Origin of the sequence: Dactylosporangium sp. CA-139114, assembly GCF_050955725.1 — a bacterium.
In the GTDB taxonomy this organism is placed as follows: domain Bacteria; phylum Actinomycetota; class Actinomycetes; order Mycobacteriales; family Micromonosporaceae; genus Dactylosporangium.
In genome coordinates, this window is sequence record NZ_CP192080.1 from 8,948,088 (window position 1) to 8,964,237 (window position 16,150).

Consider the following 16,150-nt stretch of genomic DNA (forward strand, 5'->3'; position numbering starts at 1 on the left):
CGTGACGGCGCGAACGCGCGCCGCGCGAGCCGGCTCAGTTGGTCCCGTACTGCTGCTTGAGCGCCAGGTAGTCGCCGAGGCCGAGGCCCCGGTACGCGGTCGAGCAGTCCGGCAGCCCGTCGGTCATGGTGAGCGCCGCGTGCTGGGCGTAGGAGACGTGGCCGAGCCCGAATGCGTGGCCGAACTCGTGCGTGATGGTGCCCTCGAGGTCCCAGCGGTTGCTGCACGACGGCGGGGTGTTCAGGAAGAACAGGCCCTCGGTGTCGTCGATGAGGATGTCGGCCTCGACGCTGCGGCCGTTCTCCTTGCCGCCGTACCACCAGATGCACGTGACCGCGAGCAGCCCCTGGTTGAGCGGGCCGAACGAGACCGCGTTGTAGCCGTCGCGCTGGCCGCACCCGCCCGTGGAGGTGACGCCCGCGGTGCGGTCGGTCTTGCCCGCGTACGACTCGGAGATCCCGAGGTTCTGGGGCAGGCCGCAGTCGTTGCGCCCCGTGTCGACCGTGTAGGCCGCGCTGCGCAACGAGTTCACGACGGCGGTGCGGTCACCGAGATAGGCGGGGATCGTCTTGTCGTTGACCCGCCACTTGAGCTCGCTGCGCCAGCGCATCCCCAGCCAGGTCCCGGCCGGGTCCGCGCAGCGCCCGCCGTCCATGGCGGCCTCGGCGGGCTGCCCGGTCGGCGGTCCGGGGATCACGATGGCGAACCGGGCGGTCTGCAGGGTCATGGGTGGTTCGCCCACGAGCCAGGCCGCGCAGAGTACGAGCGGGAGCAGAGCCCGCAGTACCGCCGCCAGACCAGTGTCGATCTTCGGCACGAATCCATTCTGAGCCGCACAACCCCTCGCAGGGGTGACTTTCGGCAAACGCGCCCGGGACGCCATGGCTCGCTGACTGCCCACCTGCGCCTGCTCGACACCCACCCCGCACCGGCCCGTCGGGTGAACGGCGGCGGCCATCGGCGCGGCCGCTGGACAGACCAACTCTGTCACCCTCGGTCATTCTTGAGTCACACCGAGTTGAGGGGGACGCACATGAGGGCCATCGCGAAGCTGATCGCACGCACCGCCCGCGGCGACCGTGGCGCGGCGACGCTCGACATCGGCCTGGGCGCCATCCTGCTCGGCATCACGCTGGTCGCCGCGGTCACGCTGTTCGGCTGAGCCCCGGCCCGTCAAGGCCTGGCGAGCGGCGGCCCGCAGACGGGCCCGGAACGAGCGCGGAACGAGCGCGGAACCCGGCCGCGACGCGTCGCGGCCGGGTTCCGGTGTCGCTGTCCGGCCTACTGCTCGGTGCGCAGCATCTTGCTGAGGGCCTTCACGGCCACGTCACTCGGCGAGGCGGCTTCACGGTTGGCCTTCTGCAGCTCGCGGTACACCTCTTCGCGGTGGACCTGGATGCTGCGGGGCGCCTTGATGCCCAGCCGCACCACGTCGCCGCGCACGTCGAGCACTGTGACGACGACGTCGTCGCCGACCATCACGCTTTCTCCGGGACGTCGGGTCAGGACGAGCACAAGCCGCTCCTTCGCTGGGCGATAGGCGAACGGTACCCGAATTGTCGGCATCGCCGGGCGGGAATGCCCGGCGTCACCCCGTTCAGGCGACCATGAGCTTCTGGCGCACCGGAAGCCCACTGTGGCTCAGGATCAGCTGCACCGCCCGGCGGCTGCGCTGGTCGAGGACGATCGGGGCCATCAGGTTGGCGGTGGCGTCCTCGGCGCCGGCCTCGCCCGCGGTGACCACGAGCAGCACCAGCAGGTCGCTCTGGTCGGCGACGCCGAGCGCGGCGAGGGTCTCGTCGTCGATCTCGGCCTCGTAGTCGGGGAAGAACTGCGCCGGGGGAACGACCAGGAACCGCAGCCCGTCGGTGTCCACGGACTTCAGCGAGAACAGCACCCCGGCGTCGTCGAGACGCACGAGCACGAAGCGGCGGTCCTCGGGGAAGCCCGGGATCGGCGCGACGAAGTCGATCACCGGCAGCGTGGTCGTCTCCGGACTGTCAACGGTCGCGACGCTCATAGATTCCTCACGATGACTGGAGCCGCCTCGCGGCCTACCGCAGGAAGTCCACCAGCGACGGCTGGATGACCTTCGCGGTCGCGGCCAGCGCCGCCTGATATGCGGTCTGCTGCAGGGACAGCTCGGTGATGGTCTTCGGCAGGTCGATGTCCTCGACGTCGGACAGCTGGGTCCTCAGGTCGAGCACCCGGTTCTCCGCGGCCTGCTGCATTTGTGAAACCTGATTATATCGGGATCCAACGCCCGAAAGCCCCGTCTGCACCTGTTTCTGCGCCGTGTCGACGCTGGCGAGGTCCCCCTGCAGCGCGCTGGGCTTGTTGCGCAGGTCGTCGGCGATCTTCTGGAGCATGTTGAAGACGTTGCCGGAGCCGGAGCCGAACACCGACGCGGCGTCGGTGTCGACGCGCACCGAGGCGTTGGCCCCGACCGTGCGGTTCACCGAGCCGTTGTCGCCCACGTAGTTGCCGTTCTGGTCGTAGGCGATGCTGCCGGCGGTGGTGCCGCCGAAGATCGGGCGGTCGAGGTAGGTGGTGTTGGCCAGGTCGAGCATCGAGCCGCGCAGGTTGTCGACCTCCAGGGCGATCGCCTCGCGGGCCTCGGAGTTGCCGCCGGAGCCGCTGGACATGCCGGTCAGCACGAGCTCGCGGACCCGGTTGAGCTGAGTCGAGGCGCTGGTCAGCGCCGTGTCGGCCTGGTTCAACCAGCCCATCCCGTCATCGCCGTTGCGTGAGTACTGCTGCAGTGTCGCCATGTCGCTGCGGGTCTGCATCGCGATGACCGCGCCACCGGGCGAGTCCGACGCCTTGGTGATGAGCTTGCCGCTGGAGAGCTGGTTCTGCAGGTCCTGGTTCTTCTGCAGGTTGACCTGCAGGTTGGCCAGGGTGTTCGTGGCCACCGACCGTTCGGTGACGCGGAAGCCGGGCATCCGTTCCCTCCTCCTGTTACCTCTTCATGTTGATCAGCGTGTCCATCGTGGTGTCCACGACGCTGATCACCTTCGCGGCCGCCTCGTACGCCCGCTGGAACTGCAGCAGGTTGGTCATCTCCTCGTCGAGGCTGACGCCGGACTCCGCCTGCTCGGCGGACGTGGCGTCGTCGGCGATGACCTGCTGCGCCTGGGCGCGCCGGTTGATCGTCTGGGCCTGGATGCCGACGTCGACCACGAAGTTGCGGTACTGCGTGTCGGGCCCCTGGGGGTCCTGGGCGATCGCGGCCAGCGCGTTGGCGTTGTCGCCCTGGTACGGCGTCGTCGCCGTGCTCGACGCGGCGACCTTCGTCGGGTCGGTGATCGCCACCCGGATGTCCTTGGCGCTCGTGCCCGTGAAGAACGCGCCGCCCGGCTGCGGGGTCGGCGTGCTCGACGGCGGCGTGGTGCTGATGTCGTAGCCCTGGGCGTGCTGCGCGTTCACCTTCTGGATGAGGGTGTTGGCCACGCTGTCCAGGCCCGCCACCGTGTTCGGGATGGTCGACGTCAGCGCCTCCAGACCCGAGGCCATCTTGCCCGTGGTGATGCCGGCCGAGGTGTTGTTGTCGGCGTACACCACCCGCACCGGGTTGACCGCGATCCCGTCGACCGTCGTGCTGCCGACCGCCTTGAGCTCCCGCACGGTGTCGCCCTGCACCAGCAGGTTGCCGCCCAGCGAGACGTCGACGGTGCCGTTGTCGTTGAGCCGGCCGGTCGCGCCGGTGAGCTCGGAGATCTTCAGCACCAGCCGGTCGCGCTGGTCGGACAGCTCGTTCGTCGGCATGTTGGCCGTCTTGGCCAAGGCGATGCGGTCGTTGAGGTCGGCGATGCCGGCCGAGGTCTGGTTGACCACGGCGACGTCGGCGTCGAGGGCCTCGCGGGTCGCGCCGAAGAGGTTGTCGAGGTTCTGGCGGGTCGTGCCCATCGTCGCGGCGACGGTGTTGGCGCGCGAGAGCAGCTGGGTGCGGGCGGAGGTGTCGCCGGGCCGGTTGGCCACGTCCGACCACGCCGACCAGTAGTCCGCCAGCTGGGCCTGCAGGCCGTTGTCGCTGGGCTCGCCGAGGGCCTGCTCGATGTTGCCGAAGACCATGGTGTGCGCTTGCAGGTACTCGTTGAGCCCCCGCTCGGCCCGGGTCCGGTTCGTCATGAACTCGTCGTGCAGCCGGGTGACGTCGGTGATGCGCACGCCGTCGCCGACGCCTTGGCTGGTCGACCAGCGGGCCGGCGTGGAGAGGTTCTCGACCGGCGAGAGCTCGACGCGCTGGCGGGAGTACCCCTCGGTGTTCGCGTTGGCGATGTTCTGCCCGGTGAGGTCGAGGGCGCGACGCTGGGCGTAGAGGGCGGACAGGGCCGTGTTCAGGCCGGAGAACGTGCTCATCTACATCGCCTCGTCAATCAGCCGGGTGCGGGGGGCGGCCGCGACGGTCTCGCCCTTGCGCCCGTAGGTCTCGACGGACCCGACGACGGCGAGCATCGTCTCGCGCGCCGCGCGGGCCCCCGTGGTGAGCAGGTCGCGATTCGCCTCGGCGATCGCGCTCACCTCGGCGGTGATCGTCAGGAACGCCTTGCGGTGCTGGTTGAGCAGGTCGGACCACGGCGCCGGGGCGGCCTCGGCGAGTTTGCTCAGGCTCGGGTTCGGGCCCAGCCCGAACTCGGCGCCGATCGCCTCGACCTCGGCGGCCCGCACGACCTCGGTGCGCCGGATCTCCTCCAGCACCACCTCGACCTCGCGGGTGGCGTGCGCGAGCCAGCGCGTCCGGCCGGAGGCGAGCACGAGCTGCTCCTCCTCCAGCTTGAACAGCAACAGCTCCAGCATCTCGCGCTCCCGCCACAGGATGCTCGCGAGATCCGCCAGCGTCATCCGTTCCGCCTCTCCCTCGCGCGGCGGGTCGGCCGGGCGGCCGGCGCGTCGCACATCCGCGTCGTTGTTCGCCCGGTAGTTCGGCATGTCCATGTCCGGCTTGAGCACTCCCGGTTCGCAACTTCGCGTCACCCGGGCCCGCACCCGGGGCTGGCGAATCTGGTTCTCGACCAACCAACTCCTGCCACGAAGAGGTTGCCGTGACCACCACCGCCGAAGCCCCCGCCGCCACCGCCCTGAGCCCCGCGGAGCTGGACGCCCACGTGCGCGCCCACCTCCCGCTCGTCGGGCACCTGGTCCGCGAGATGCTCGGCCGGCTGCCGGCCCACGTGTCGCGCGAGGACCTCATCTCCGCGGGCATGGCGGCCCTCGCCGGCGCCGGGCGCTCCTTCGACCCGAGCCGCGGCATCCCGTTCGGCAGCTTCGCCACCAGCCGCATCCGCGGCGCGCTGCTCGACGAGCTGCGCGGCCTGGACTGGGCCAGCCGCTCGGTGCGCGCCCGGGCCCGCAAGGTGGAGACGATGCAGCAGGAGCTGACCGGCCGGCTGGGCCGCACGCCGACGCAGGCGGAGCTGGCCGAGGCCATGGGCGTCGGGGTCGACCAGCTCAAGACGATCGACGAGGACGTGCAGCGCGCGGTCGTGCTGTCCCTGCAGGGCTTCACCGCCGGCTCGGCCGAGGAGCTGGTCCCCGAGCGGGCCGCCGGCCCCGAGGACCTCATTCTGCACCGGGAGCGCATCGGGTACCTCCACCAGGCGATCAACGCCCTCCCGGAGCGCCTGCGCACGGTCGTCACCGCGTACTTCTTCGACGAGCGCCCGATGACCGACATCGCCGCCGAGCTCGGCGTCACCGAGTCGCGCATCAGCCAGCTGCGCGCCGAGGCCCTGGTGCTGCTGCGCGACGGCCTCAACAACCACCTCGACCCCGAGATGCTGGGCGGCCCGGGCGGCACCGGCTGCGTGGCCCGCCGCCGCGAGGCGTACTACGCCAACATCGCCGCGCAGGGCGACCTCAACGCCCGCCTGGCCGTCACGACCCCGCTGGGGATGCCCCGCGCCGCGTGAGGCGCACACCGAGACCCGCAGCGAGTCGCCACGGATGCTCCGGAGGCGACGGACGAACTCGCTGCAAAGCCGCGGCCCGAACGGACTCGGGGGCGGTAGGAGCACCACCCGGGCACGGACGCCCAAGGCACGGACGCACGGCTGGTTCGAGGGATCGGGGCATGGAGGCCCGCACCGGGCACGGACGCCCCCGACACCGCGTGGCACGGACGCCGGAACGACGCGGGAACACGGAGGTTCCCACATGGGACTCGGGAGCGGCTCGGCGATGAGGCCGGGCCGCTCCCGAGAACAACCCGTTCGCAACCGAGAGAGACCGGTTGTGTACCCAAAGTGACAGAAGCTGGATCTTGCCGGGCCATCACCACAGCCCGCCACGAGTACCGACTCCTGCCACGAAGAGGTTGCCGTGACCAGCACCGCCATCAAGACGACCAGCGCCGAGCGAGAGGCGCTCGTGCGCACCCACCTCCCGCTCGTCGGCCATCTCGTGCGCGAGATGCTCGGCCGCCTGCCCGCGCACGTCTCGCGCGAGGACCTCGTCTCGGCCGGCATGGCCGCACTCGCCGGCGCGGCGCGCTCGTTCGACCCCGCCCGCGGCATCCCGTTCGGCAGCTTCGCGACCACCCGGATCCGCGGCGCGCTGCTGGACGAGCTGCGCGGGCTGGACTGGGCCAGCCGATCCGTGCGTACCCGGGCCAGAAGGGTCGAGACCGCCCAGCAGGAGCTCACCGCGTCGCTCGGGCGCACCCCGACCCGGTCCGAGCTGGCGCAGGCCCTCGGCGTGGCCGTCGACGAGCTCAAGAGCATCGACGACGACGTGCAGCGCGCGGTCGTCCTGTCGTTGCAGGGCTTCAGCGCGGGCTCGGCCGAGGACCTGGTGCCCGAGCGGGCCGCCGGCCCCGAGGAGCTGATCCTGCACCGGGAGCGCATCGGGTACCTCCACCACGCCGTCAACGCCCTGCCGGAGCGCCTGCGCACGGTCGTCACCGCGTACTTCTTCGACGAGCGCCCGATGACCGACATCGCCGCCGAGCTCGGCGTCACCGAGTCCCGCGTCAGCCAGCTGCGCGCCGAGGCCCTGATGCTGCTGCGCGACGGGCTCAACAACCACCTCGACCCGCACCTCGTGGCGGCCGCGCGCGACAAGGGCTGCGTGGCGCGCCGGCGCGAGGCGTACTACGCGAACATCGCCGCCCAGGGCGACCTGAGCGCGCGGCTGAACCTCACCAACCCGCTGGGCGTGCCGCGAACCTTCTGACAAGTGCCCGGATTCGCCGGCAACGGCCCGGCTGCGGCGCACGCGTGCCCTGCCGGTGCGGGCCTCCCCCACCGGCTCGCGGGCTCCGGCGCGCGGGCCGCCGCGCCCCGTCCGAGCCCGGTCCCGCGCAGGGGCCGGGCTCGGCGATTTTTTGAGAAAACTCCTGCTCAAAACCCTTCAGTGGCAAGACCTCGCGCCGATGTGATGAACGACCGGACCACGGATGGGCCGGCCTGACCCGACTCAAGGAGGAAGATCGTGGGTCTTCGCATTAACAACAACATCGCTGCTCAGAACGCTTACCGGAACCTGTCGGCGACGGACAGCCAGATGAGCAAGTCGCTGGAGAAGCTGTCGTCGGGCTACCGGATCAACCGTGCGGCCGACGACGCCGCGGGCCTCTCCATCAGCGAGGGTCTCCGGTCCCAGATCGGTGGTCTGAAGGTCGCGGTTCGCAACGCTCAGGACGGCATCTCGGTCGTGCAGACCGCTGAAGGTGCGCTCACCGAGACGCACTCGATCCTGCAGCGCATGCGTGACCTGTCCGTTCAGGCCTCCAGCACTGGTTCCCAGGACTCCGATGCGCGCTCGGCGGCGCAGACCGAGTTCTCCCAGCTGGGTCAGGAACTCGATCGCATCGCCAACACCACGGCGTTCGGCGGCCAGAAGCTGCTCGACGTCAGTGGTAGTGCCTACACGGGCACGTTCCAGGTCGGTGCGAACGGTTCGTCGTCCGACCAGATCGCGGTCGACCTGAGCACCGCCGCCTTCGGCAGTGGCTCTGCGCTGACCGGGTTCGACTCGGCCGGCCTCGGCGTCGGCTCGTTGGACCTGACGACCGCCGGAACCGCGGCGATCGACGCGATCGACACCGCTATCAAGGGTGTTTCGACCGCTCGGGCCACCCTGGGTGCGTACCAGAACCGGTTCGAGCACACCATCAACAACCTGAACGTCGCGGTCGAGAACCTCTCGGCGTCGGAGTCGCGGATCCGTGACACCGACATGGCTCAGGAGATGGTGTCGTTCACCCGCTCGCAGATCCTGACCCAGGCCGGCACCAGCATGCTGGCCCAGGCCAACCAGGCGCCGCAGAACGTCCTCTCGCTGCTGCGCTAGGACCTGAGGGCTTGACCTGAACGAGGACACCGACAGGGCACGGCATCCAGCCAGGGCGCCGTGCCCTGTCACATCAGCGGCGACCGTTGCTCCGTAAGGACAACCCGGCCGCACCTTTCCTCTCAAGCAGTGCCCGCACGATCCGATGGGACCGTCAGAAGACGCGACCAAGGCCGCGGAAGGCCGGTTTGAGGACTCAGGGAGGAGTGCCATGGGTCTACGGATCAACAACAACATCGCCGCGCAGAACGCGTACCGGAACCTGTCGGTCACCGACAGCCAGATGAGCAAGTCACTGGAGAAGCTGTCGTCGGGCTACCGGATCAACCGGGCCGCGGACGACGCGGCCGGTCTGTCCATCTCGGAGGGCCTGCGCTCGCAGATCGGCGGCCTCAAGGTCGCCGTGCGCAACGCCCAGGACGGCATCTCCGTCGTGCAGACCGCTGAAGGTGCGCTGACCGAGACCCACTCGATCCTGCAGCGCATGCGTGACCTGTCGGTGCAGGCCGCCTCCACCGGTTCGCAGGACTCCGACGCGCGGGCCGCCGCGCAGACCGAGTTCTCGCAGCTGGGCCAGGAGCTGGACCGCATCGCCAACACCACGGCGTTCGGCGGGCAGAAGCTGCTCGACGCGGCCGCCCCGTTCACCGGGACGTTCCAGGTCGGCGCGAACGGCTCGGCCTCCGACCAGATCTCCGTCGACCTCGGCACCGCCGCGTTCGGCAGCATCACCTCGGTGACCGGGTTCGACTCGGCCGGCCTCGGCGTGGGGTCGCTGGACCTGTCGACCGCCGGCACCACGGCGATCGACGCCATCGACACCGCGATCAAGGGGGTCTCGACCGCCCGGGCGACGCTCGGTGCGTACCAGAACCGCTTCGAGCACACCATCAACAACCTCAACGTCGCCGTCGAGAACCTGTCCGCGTCCGAGTCCCGCATCAGAGACACGGACATGGCGCAGGAGATGGTGTCGTTCACCCGCTCGCAGATCCTGACCCAGGCCGGCACCAGCATGCTGGCCCAGGCCAACCAGGCACCCCAGAACGTGCTGTCGCTGCTGCGGTAATCCACCAAACCGTCCGGGGAGGGGACTCGTTCTCCTCCCCGCTCGCCTTCCTCGAGGAGGTACCGCATGGTCACCGGCGGAAGCGTCGACGGCCTGGTCTCGGGTATGCAGACCTCGTCCGTCATCGCGTCACTGATGCAGGTCGAGGCCGCGCCCCAGACCGCGCTGAAGAAGAAGGTCTCCGTCCAGCAGCAGGTCGTGAGCTCGTACCAGTCGATCAACACGAAGATGGGCTCGCTCCTGACCGCCGCGAAGGCGCTCGCCGACCCGACCGCGTGGAAGGCCGCGACGGCCACCTCGAGCTCCTCCTCCGTGCTGGCGACGACGAGCGCCACGGGCGGCAACCAGAGCGGCTCGGTGTCCTTCCGGGTCAAGCAGCTCGCCGCGTCGGAGTCGCGCGTCTTCTCCGGCGGCTCGGTGGCCGAGACCAGCGACAGCATCACCAGCGCGTCGAACATCAGCATCACGAACACGGCCACCGGCGAGGTCAAGAACCTGCCGATCACCGACATCTCGCTCAAGGGCGTGGTCGACGCGATCAACGGCTCCAGCGACCTCGGCGTCAAGGCCAGCGCGATCCAGACCGCCCCCGGGAAGTACACCCTCCAGGTCACCTCGGCCCAGACCGGCGCCGCGTCCGCGTTCACCATCGACGGCATCGACGGCCTGGGCACCGACGTGGCCGCGACCGAGGGCTCCGACGCGATCCTCACCGTCGGCACCACGAACGCGTTCGAGATCTCCTCCTCCTCGAACACGTTCAAGGGCGTCATGGAGGGCCTCACGATCACCGCCAAGGCGAAGACGGCCGACACCGAGCCCCCGATCACGGTCGACGTCTCCAGCGACACCGACGGCATCGCCACCAAGGTCCAGGCGATGGTCGACGCGGCCAACTCGGCGCTGAGCGAGATCAACACCCAGACCCGCAACCAGAACGGCAGCGTCCCCGGCGGGCCCCTGGCCGGCAACTCCTCGATGCAGCAGCTCGCGAGCTCGATCATGCAGACCGTCTCCGGCGGCGCCGGCTCGCTGGGCAGCCTCAAGGACGTCGGCATCGAGCTGACCCGTGACGGCACGCTGACCTTCGACAAGACCAAGTTCACCTCGGCGATCAACGCCGACCCGGCCAAGACGCAGTCGTACTTCAACGCCACCACCACCAACGCCACCGGTGGCAAGGACGGCCTCGTCGACAAGATGGCCGCGATGGCCGACAAGGCCACCCAGGTCAACACCGGCACGCTGTCGCAGCTGATCACCAGCGGCAACAGCGCCATCACCGACCTCAACGACCGCATCAGCGACTGGGACGTCCGGCTGCAGGCGCGGCAGGCGACGCTGCAGAAGCAGTTCACCGCGATGGAGACCGCGCTGGGCTCGCTCAAGAACCAGTCGAGCTGGCTGGCCGGCCAGCTGTCCTCGCTGGGCTGATCACCGAAGGTCCCCGGGAGACTGAATGACGACACAAGCCCTGCGCAACCGGTACGTGACCGACAGCGTGGCCACCGCTCCCCCGGCGCAGCTGCTGGTGATGCTGTACGACCGGCTCGTGCTCGACCTGATGATCGCCGGCCAGGCCCTCGGCGCCGGTGACACGGCGACGGGCTCGAGCCGGGTGTACCACGCCCAGGAGATCCTCATGGAGCTGCGGGCGACGCTCGACACCTCGGTGTGGAGCGGCGGCCCCGGCCTCGCCTCGCTCTACAGCTACATGATCAACGAGCTGGTGCAGGCCAACGTCGCCAACGACCCGGCACGGATCGAGGCCGTGCAGGGCTTCGCCGAGCAGCTGCGCGACGCGTGGCGGGAAGCGGCCGCGCAGGTGACCGCCGCCGGGCCATGACGGCGACGGGATCCGGCGCGGGACCCGACGGCTGGGCGGCGGCGTGGGCCGCCGCCCTGGACGCGATGGAGCTGGAGGCGGACGCCGTCGAGCAGCTCCTGCGCCACCGCGAGCTGCCGCCCCAGATGGTGTTCACCCCGCCCGAGGGGATCGGGCCGCTGCCGCTGGAGCTGACCGAACGGGCCCGCCGGCTCGTGCAGCGGCAGCTCGACCTGTCCCGGGAGCTGTCCATCGCGATCGCCGGCAACCGGCAGCAGGCGCGGCTGGTGAACCGGATGCAGCGCGAGGGCGGCATGGGGGCGCCTCCCCCCGTGTACCTGGACAACCGCACGTAGTTGCTCTCGAGAAACTCTTGAAAAGCGCCCGAACGGAAACTCTTGAAAAGCGCCCGAACGCGCCGATTCGGGCAGCATGACCCACATCCCGGTGTCCGTGATCATCGCCGCCGGCGGCAGCCCCGACGACTTCCACGCCTGCCTCGAGTCGCTGCGCCCCACCCTCGGCATGCGCGACGAGGTCGTGTGCGTGATGCCCGACGACCGCCCGGAACTGCGCGCCGAGCTGCGCGGGCAGACGTGGCTGCGGGTCGTGGACTCGACCGGCGCGCTGCCCTGGAGCGACGGGCTCGACGCCACCCGGCACCCGATCGTGGTCTTCCTCGACGGCGACGTCGTGCTCTCCGCGCACTGGCTCGACCCGGTGCTCGAGGCCTTCGGCGACCCGGCCGTGGTCGCGGCCGGCCCGCGCGTGCAGCACAGCTACGGCCCGCAGCAGGCCGACCCGCCGGAGACCGCGATGACCAGCGCCGCGGCCTTCAAGGCGTACGCGCGCGAGTGGCGCCAGCAGCACCGCGACGAGTTCATGGACGTCGACCGCCTCGGCCCGGTGTGCGTGGCGATCCGCCGCGACGCGCTCATGATCGCCGGGGGGCCGAGCATCGACCTGCCGTACGACGAGCTGAGCGCCCAGGGCCGCATCGTGGTCGCGCACGCCGCGCTCGTGGCCCACGTCGGCTCACCCGCCTGCGGCCTGCGCCAGCCCGACCCGGCCGACGACGCCCCGCTGCTCACCGCGAGCCTGATCGTCAAGGACGAGGAGGACGTGCTGCCGCGCTGCCTCGCCGCGCTGCGCGAGCTCGCCGACGAGATCGTCGTCTACGACACCGGCTCGACGGACCGCAGCATGCAGATCGCGCGGGAGTACGGCGCGAAGGTCGTCGAGGGCTTCTGGAACGACCACTTCGGCGACGCTCGCAGCCGCTGCCTCACGCACTGCTCCGGCCGCTGGGTGCTGTGGGTCGACGCCGACGAGACGTTCACGGGCAACGCGCGGATCGTGCGGGACTCGTTGCGGTACAGCGAGAACAGCGCCTTCTTCGCGACCATCGACAACCATGAGGGCCACGAGGGCGGCTCCGGCTCGAGCACCATCTACTTCCCGCGCATGTTCCGCCGGGTCCGCGGCCGCATCTACGGCCGCCTGCACGAGCAGGTCATGGACCGCATCACCGGCCGCTCGCTGCAGGGCTCGCTGCTGCCGGACCTGGTGCTGGACCACTCGGGGTACACGCGGCTGCGCGGCACGCTCAAGAACAAGGCGGAGCGCAACCTGCGCCTGGCCACGCTGGCGGCCGATGACGTGAGCGGCCTGACCGCGGTCGGCAACCTGGCCCGCTCCCAGCTCGGCTCGGGCCACTTCGAGGAGTCCATCGCCACGGCCCGGCGCGGCCTGCAGGAGGCGCAGGAGCACACGCACAAGGTGCTGTTCCTGAAGATCCTGGCCGACGCGTACATCAGGGTGGGCCGCCTGGCCGAGGCGAACGAGACGATCGAAGAGCTGCGCAAGATCGCGAATACCGCGTTCACGGTCGGCGAGCACGAGGTCAAACTCCGCTTCGCCGAGGGCGACTACGAGCGCACCCTGGAGATCATCGCCGAGCTGCCCGAGTCCGGCGCGAACGACCTGCTCTACGGCGTCGGCCGCGGCCGCTTCGCCGGCCTGCACATCGACGCGCTGAGCCGGCTGGACCGCCACCAGGAGGCCGCGTACCACCTGCGCCAAGCCCTCAAGCAGGGCCACGTCCCGATCCCGGTGGCCCGGATGGCGCAGGTCCTGGGCGCCGCCGACGGCAGCCTGGCCGAGGTGGCGGAGCTGGTCCCGAACGAGAACCGGCGCGGCCTGCTGTTCTCGATCGCGGAGGCCCCGCCGGAGGCGGCCGACGAGCTGCTGGAGGCCCTCTGGCGCCGCTACCCGGGCGAGCCGACCCTGCTGACCCTGGCCGCGCGGGTCGGGCGGCGGGTCCCGCTGATCCGCGCGATGGAGTGGTCGGCCCGCCTGCGCCAGCACGGCTTCCCGGACCAGTGCACCCTGCTGGCGCTGTCGGCGGACGAGCGCCGTACCCCGCGCGAGCGCACCCTGGCCGCCGCCATCGCGCTGGAGATGTTCCACGACGAGGCCGCGCTGCCGCTGCTCAACGACGCCCTGACCGCGGTGCCGGACGAGCTGTCGGCCGGCGTGCTGGAGGAGATCCGCATCCTCGCCCCGCGCGTCTCGGCGAGCATCGAGCTGGCCGACGCCTGACCTCCAGCTCGCGTCGCCCACTCGGCCTCGAGCTCACTCGACCCCGATGCCCTTCGGGCGGTGCATGGAGTCCTCGGTGTACTCGTACGGCGGCCTGTCCCCGACCTGGAGCTCGTACCGGCCGTGCCCGGCCGGTACAGCCTTCAGCTCGAAGTACAGCATGCATGTCGAGGACGTGAGCCGACCCGCGTCCAGCTGGGTCATCGCCAGCACGGTGCCACCCGCGTCGAGCACGGCGACTCGCGTGCCGCCGCGCAGGTCGGCGAATGCTCCGTCGCCCACGCACTCCTTGAGTTCCAGCCCCGGCCCGGCCACCGGGTCCAGCGGGGGCCGTACTGACCCGGGTTGAGCATCACCGCGCCGATCGTGCGGAACGAGCCGAAACCAAGCACATTCCAGGGCGAACCGCCGGTCGGGGTCTGTCCGACCACCCAGAGAAAGCCGACGCACCCGGCGACTGCGACCACGACGGTCGTCACGGTGACGGCGCGCAACGTCCGGAACCGGCGGTCCCGGCGGTGGTCTGGCGCATCGACGCCGGCCGAGGACATCACGCCGCACACTATCGCCCATCGTCGAGGCCCGGCGATGCCCGGTCGCCGTCAGTGCAGCAGCCCGGCCGGGTCGGCGAACCATTCCTCGTAGTGCGTGGCCGGCCCCAGCATCGCGATCGCCGTCGCGTAGGCGTCGCGGTCCACCCGCCGGCCCGTCAGCCGGCCCACCACCGCCTGCAGGTAGTGGTAGTCGCTGTTGTCCGCGAACTCCCGTACCGCCCCCGAGACCAGCTCCGCCGCCTCCACGTCGCGCCCCAGTTCCAGCAGGGACAGGACGACCCAGCGGCCCGTCGCCGCACGATGGCCCGGGTGGCGGAAGACCGCCTGGAAGCCCTCCAGGGCCTCGGCGATACGGCCCGTCGCGAAGTCGGTCAGGGCTCGGGCGTACGGCAGGTCCGCGGGTACCGAATCCGAGTCGGCCGGAAGGTAGGCCCGGACCGCATCCGGGGCGGGGGCGGGGCCACGGCGGGCGACCACGCGCCAGCGGACCGCGCGGTGGCCCTCGAAGGCCGGGAACGACACCGGGACCGCGAGCGCGCCGGCCGTCGTGGCGGCCGCGTGCTCGCGCAGGCGGGTCAGCGCGTCAGGCGCCGTGAAGCGCAGGCCGGCCACGTCGAAGGTCCAGTCCGCGGGGGTGGTGGGCCGGGTCCAGGCGGCGGCCGTGGTGCGGTACACCTCCTCCAGGCGCTGCGTGATCACGTCCCACGAGTAGCCGGCCGCGGTGGCGAGCCCGGCCTCCCGCAGGCGCGCGGCCAGCGCGGGGTCGGCGAGGACCCGGCGGACCGCGGCGGTCAGGGCGGCCACGTCGCCCACGTCGGCCAGCAGCGCGTTCTCCCCGTCGCGGGCGTACTCCAGCACGCCCGTGTTGCGCGTGGCCACCACCGGCGTGCCCGAGGCCATCGCCTCCAGGCAGGGCAGGGAGAACGACTCGTACCGCGAGCAGCACACGTAGGCCGCGGCGCCGCGGAATAGGGCGCTCAGCGTAGGCTGGGGCGGGGCCACCACGACGTGGCCGAGCGGCTCCAGCGGCGGGCGCGGCGAGACCCACACCAGGTCCACCGCGTCGGCGAGGGCGCGGTACACCCGGCGCATCTCGTCCATGCCCTTGAAGGCGTTGCCGTCCCAGCCCACGAAGAGCAGGTAGGGCCGGTCGGCCGCGGCGGGCGGGCCCGAGGGCGTGAAGACGGCGCGGTCGACGGCGTTGTGCACCACGGTCGCCGGCACCCCGTAGCGCGAGCGCAGCACCGCCGCGACCGTCCCGGAGACGGTGATCGTGGCGTCGGCCGCGCCCACGAACCGCGAGGCGACCGCGAGCGTGGCCGCGTCGACATCCTCGAACAGGTGGAAGTCGCCCTGCTCGAAGTGGACCACCGGGGCCGTGCCGAGCGTGCGCGCGGCCGGCACCTGGTCCCAGTACCCGCACACGATCACGTCGCACGCGGGCACCCCGGCGGCCAGCTCCACCCCGAACGGGACCTGGGTGAACGCGGCCCGCAGGTCGAACCAGTCCGGCCGCGGGAAGTGGCTGAGGACAGTGACCTCGTGCCCGCGCGCCGCGAGGCGGTTCGCGTGCTCGAACAGCACCCGGGCCCCGCCCCCGACGTCGGTGCGCGGGGCCAGGTAGCACAGCCGCAGCGCGCCGCCGGGGCCCGCGATGGAGGCCGCCGCCCGGGCGGGCACGACGTCGGGCAGCGCCCGCCGCGCCTCGAACTCGCGGCGCCGGGCCGCCGTCACCGCCGCCGGCAGGTCCGGACGCAGGCCGCCGGCGACGGAGGACGGGTCGGTCGACTTGAGTCGGAGTCCCATGGC

The 16,150-nt window shown here is 71.2% G+C and carries 17 protein-coding genes; 9 read left to right on the forward strand and 8 right to left on the reverse strand.

Features of this window, described 5'->3' with window-relative positions; genetic code table 11:
• Window positions 1–34: 34 nt before the first annotated feature.
• Complete coding sequence (locus ACQP2P_RS40105) at window positions 35–817, reverse strand: hypothetical protein (RefSeq protein WP_433610064.1); 783 nt, start codon at window positions 815–817, stop codon at window positions 35–37.
• A 216-nt stretch (window positions 818–1,033) separates the two neighbouring features.
• Between ACQP2P_RS40105 and ACQP2P_RS40110 the strand changes: the two genes are divergently transcribed.
• A complete protein-coding gene (locus ACQP2P_RS40110) occupies window positions 1,034–1,162 on the forward strand; it encodes a hypothetical protein (protein ID WP_433610066.1) in 129 nt (42 codons plus the stop codon).
• A 119-nt stretch (window positions 1,163–1,281) separates the two neighbouring features.
• Here ACQP2P_RS40110 and ACQP2P_RS40115 read toward each other — a convergent pair whose 3' ends face one another.
• The 5 genes from ACQP2P_RS40115 to flgN all read right to left on the reverse strand — a co-directional run bounded on the left by ACQP2P_RS40115 (window position 1,282) and on the right by flgN (window position 4,953).
• Entirely contained in the window at window positions 1,282–1,479 is a 198-nt protein-coding gene (locus tag ACQP2P_RS40115; protein WP_433619469.1) for a carbon storage regulator, read from the reverse strand.
• 118 nt (window positions 1,480–1,597) lie between these two features.
• On the reverse strand, window positions 1,598–2,020 hold the full coding sequence (gene fliW, locus ACQP2P_RS40120; RefSeq protein ID WP_433610068.1) for a flagellar assembly protein FliW: 423 nt from the start codon (window positions 2,018–2,020) through the stop codon (window positions 1,598–1,600).
• A 34-nt stretch (window positions 2,021–2,054) separates the two neighbouring features.
• Complete coding sequence (locus ACQP2P_RS40125) at window positions 2,055–2,945, reverse strand: flagellin (RefSeq protein WP_433610070.1); 891 nt, start codon at window positions 2,943–2,945, stop codon at window positions 2,055–2,057.
• 16 nt (window positions 2,946–2,961) lie between these two features.
• Window positions 2,962–4,362: a flagellar hook-associated protein FlgK gene (gene flgK, locus ACQP2P_RS40130; protein ID WP_433610072.1), complete on the reverse strand. Its 1,401-nt coding sequence runs from the start codon at window positions 4,360–4,362 to the stop codon at window positions 2,962–2,964.
• Window positions 4,363–4,953: a flagellar export chaperone FlgN gene (gene flgN / locus ACQP2P_RS40135; RefSeq protein WP_433610074.1), complete on the reverse strand. Its 591-nt coding sequence runs from the start codon at window positions 4,951–4,953 to the stop codon at window positions 4,363–4,365.
• A gap of 92 nt (window positions 4,954–5,045) precedes the next feature.
• On the opposite strand from flgN, the gene ACQP2P_RS40140 reads away from it, so the two are divergent.
• The 8 genes from ACQP2P_RS40140 to ACQP2P_RS40175 all read left to right on the forward strand — a co-directional run bounded on the left by ACQP2P_RS40140 (window position 5,046) and on the right by ACQP2P_RS40175 (window position 13,787).
• Window positions 5,046–5,912, forward strand: a complete 867-nt coding sequence (locus tag ACQP2P_RS40140) for a sigma-70 family RNA polymerase sigma factor (protein ID WP_433610076.1) — start codon at window positions 5,046–5,048, stop codon at window positions 5,910–5,912.
• 409 nt (window positions 5,913–6,321) lie between these two features.
• Window positions 6,322–7,173, forward strand: a complete 852-nt coding sequence (locus ACQP2P_RS40145) for a sigma-70 family RNA polymerase sigma factor (protein WP_433610078.1) — start codon at window positions 6,322–6,324, stop codon at window positions 7,171–7,173.
• 258 nt (window positions 7,174–7,431) lie between these two features.
• Window positions 7,432–8,292 (forward strand): flagellin, encoded by an 861-nt coding sequence (locus ACQP2P_RS40150; RefSeq protein WP_433610080.1) that lies wholly within the window; start codon window positions 7,432–7,434, stop codon window positions 8,290–8,292.
• Window positions 8,293–8,503: 211 nt separating this feature from the next.
• On the forward strand, window positions 8,504–9,361 hold the full coding sequence (locus tag ACQP2P_RS40155; protein WP_433610082.1) for a flagellin: 858 nt from the start codon (window positions 8,504–8,506) through the stop codon (window positions 9,359–9,361).
• Window positions 9,362–9,427: 66 nt separating this feature from the next.
• Entirely contained in the window at window positions 9,428–10,795 is a 1,368-nt protein-coding gene (fliD, locus tag ACQP2P_RS40160) for a flagellar filament capping protein FliD (protein WP_433610084.1), read from the forward strand.
• Window positions 10,796–10,820: 25 nt separating this feature from the next.
• Window positions 10,821–11,207 carry a flagellar export chaperone FliS gene (fliS, locus tag ACQP2P_RS40165; protein WP_433610086.1) on the forward strand — a complete coding sequence of 129 codons (387 nt, stop codon included), beginning with the start codon at window positions 10,821–10,823 and terminating at the stop codon, window positions 11,205–11,207.
• Window positions 11,204–11,542 carry a hypothetical protein gene (locus ACQP2P_RS40170; protein WP_433610088.1) on the forward strand — a complete coding sequence of 113 codons (339 nt, stop codon included), beginning with the start codon at window positions 11,204–11,206 and terminating at the stop codon, window positions 11,540–11,542. The genes fliS and ACQP2P_RS40170 overlap by 4 nt, the downstream gene beginning before the upstream one ends.
• Window positions 11,543–11,618: 76 nt before the next feature.
• Window positions 11,619–13,787 carry a glycosyltransferase gene (locus ACQP2P_RS40175; protein WP_433610089.1) on the forward strand — a complete coding sequence of 723 codons (2,169 nt, stop codon included), beginning with the start codon at window positions 11,619–11,621 and terminating at the stop codon, window positions 13,785–13,787.
• A 33-nt stretch (window positions 13,788–13,820) separates the two neighbouring features.
• Here the strand turns inward: ACQP2P_RS40175 and ACQP2P_RS40180 are convergent, their stop codons facing one another.
• Together ACQP2P_RS40180 and ACQP2P_RS40185 are read right to left on the reverse strand one after the other, a co-directional pair.
• Window positions 13,821–14,069, reverse strand: a complete 249-nt coding sequence (locus tag ACQP2P_RS40180) for a hypothetical protein (protein WP_433610091.1) — start codon at window positions 14,067–14,069, stop codon at window positions 13,821–13,823.
• A 320-nt stretch (window positions 14,070–14,389) separates the two neighbouring features.
• Window positions 14,390–16,147, reverse strand: coding sequence for a glycosyltransferase family 4 protein (locus tag ACQP2P_RS40185; protein WP_433610093.1), 1,758 nt, complete (start codon window positions 16,145–16,147; stop codon window positions 14,390–14,392).
• Between the last annotated feature and the right edge of the window lie 3 nt (window positions 16,148–16,150).

Excerpts from the sequence above, each read along its gene's own strand:
- ACQP2P_RS40110 (WP_433610066.1), top strand. The coding sequence starts at position 1,034 with ATGAGGGCCATCGCGAAGCTGATCGCACGCACCGCCCGCGGCGACCGT.
- ACQP2P_RS40115 (WP_433619469.1), bottom strand. The coding sequence starts at position 1,479 with ATGGTCGGCGACGACGTCGTCGTCACAGTGCTCGACGTGCGCGGCGAC.
- fliW (WP_433610068.1), bottom strand. The coding sequence starts at position 2,020 with ATGAGCGTCGCGACCGTTGACAGTCCGGAGACGACCACGCTGCCGGTG.
- ACQP2P_RS40125 (WP_433610070.1), bottom strand. The coding sequence starts at position 2,945 with ATGCCCGGCTTCCGCGTCACCGAACGGTCGGTGGCCACGAACACCCTG.
- flgK (WP_433610072.1), bottom strand. The coding sequence starts at position 4,362 with ATGAGCACGTTCTCCGGCCTGAACACGGCCCTGTCCGCCCTCTACGCC.
- ACQP2P_RS40155 (WP_433610082.1), top strand. The coding sequence starts at position 8,504 with ATGGGTCTACGGATCAACAACAACATCGCCGCGCAGAACGCGTACCGG.
- fliD (WP_433610084.1), top strand. The coding sequence starts at position 9,428 with ATGGTCACCGGCGGAAGCGTCGACGGCCTGGTCTCGGGTATGCAGACC.
- fliS (WP_433610086.1), top strand. The coding sequence starts at position 10,821 with ATGACGACACAAGCCCTGCGCAACCGGTACGTGACCGACAGCGTGGCC.
- ACQP2P_RS40170 (WP_433610088.1), top strand. The coding sequence starts at position 11,204 with ATGACGGCGACGGGATCCGGCGCGGGACCCGACGGCTGGGCGGCGGCG.
- ACQP2P_RS40175 (WP_433610089.1), top strand. The coding sequence starts at position 11,619 with ATGACCCACATCCCGGTGTCCGTGATCATCGCCGCCGGCGGCAGCCCC.
- ACQP2P_RS40185 (WP_433610093.1), bottom strand. The coding sequence starts at position 16,147 with ATGGGACTCCGACTCAAGTCGACCGACCCGTCCTCCGTCGCCGGCGGC.